General features: G+C 66.3%; 1 protein-coding gene. It reads right to left on the reverse strand.

All coding sequences use genetic code 11. The features are described 5' to 3' along the window. The coding region (gene cysN / locus DOM67_RS12595; RefSeq protein ID WP_110676914.1) for a sulfate adenylyltransferase subunit CysN at positions 1-1,395 on the reverse strand (1,395 nt) is incomplete at both ends.

A 1,395-nucleotide genomic window follows, 5' to 3' on the forward strand; every position in this document is an offset into this window, starting at 1 on the left:
GTCCTTCGCTTCCCAGTGCGGGAAGTGCTTGCGGATCAGGGCGTTGAACTCGACCTCGAAGGCCTGCCAGTCGACCTCGCCACTCGCCTCGCGACCCGCCGCCGCGCCGCGGATCAGACCCGCGCCCACGGTGACGTTGCTCAGACGATCGATCACCACGAAGCTGCCGGTCCCCGGGCTGCGCCGGTAGTCGTCCAGCGGCACGCTCGCGGTCAGCTCCACCCGGCAGCGCCCGATGGCGTTCAGCGCAAGCGCCGCCGCCGGCATCTGCGCCAGGCTGTTGACGTCGATCTGGTAGTCGATCTCCGCCACTCGCCCCGCCACTTCCTGGGTGCCCAGCTTGAAGTCGTAGAGCCGGCCGGGTTCGAGGGCGTTCTCGTGCATCCACACGATGTCCGCTTCCAGCGCGCTGGCCTGGGTCACCTCGGCATCCGCCGCCACCAGCCAGTCTCCGCGGGAAAGATCGATCTCGTCGGTCAAGGTCACCGTCACCGCCTGCCCCGGATACGCCTCTTCGAGGTCGCCGTCGAAGGTGACGATGCGTGCCACCTGCGAGCGCTTGCCCGAGGGCAGCGCCTTGACCGCCTGGCCGGGGCGCAGGATGCCCGCTTCGAGCGTGCCGCAGTAGCCGCGGAAGTCGAGGTGCGGGCGGTTGACGTACTGCACCGGCAGGCGCAGATCGGAGAGGTTGGCGTCGTGGGCGATCTCGACCGTCTCCAGTAGCTCGAGCAGCGGCGGACCGGCGTACCAATCCATCTGCTCGCTGGGGTTGACGACGTTGTCGCCCTCCAGCGCCGAGAGCGGCACGAAACGGATGTCGCGGGCGTCGAGCTTCTCGGCGAAGGCGCGATACTCGGCGACGATTTCGTTGAAGCGCTCTTCGGAGTAGTCGACCAGATCCATCTTGTTGACCGCGATCACCAGGTGCTGGATACCCAGCAGATCGGCGATGAAGCTGTGCCGGCTCGTCTGGGTCTGCACCCCGTGGCGGGCGTCGATCAGGATCACCGCGAGGCTGGCGGTGGAGGCCCCGGTGGCCATGTTGCGGGTGTACTGCTCGTGTCCCGGGGTGTCGGCGATGATGAACTTGCGCTTGTCGGTGGAGAAGAAGCGGTAGGCGACATCGATGGTGATGCCCTGCTCGCGTTCCGACTGCAGGCCGTCGACCAGCAGCGCCAGGTCGACCTTGTCACCGGTGGTGCCGCTGGTCTTGGAGTCCCGGGTGATGGCGGCGAGCTGATCTTCGTAGATCATCTTGGAGTCGTGCAACAGCCGCCCGATCAGGGTCGACTTGCCGTCGTCGACGCTGCCGCAGGTGATGAAACGCAGCAGATCCTTGTTCTCGTGCTCGTGGAGATACTGCTCGATATTGTCGGCGATGAGCGAAGACTGGTG

Source organism: Salinicola sp. RZ23, from assembly GCF_003206675.1.
In the GTDB taxonomy this organism is placed as follows: domain Bacteria; phylum Pseudomonadota; class Gammaproteobacteria; order Pseudomonadales; family Halomonadaceae; genus Salinicola; species Salinicola endophyticus.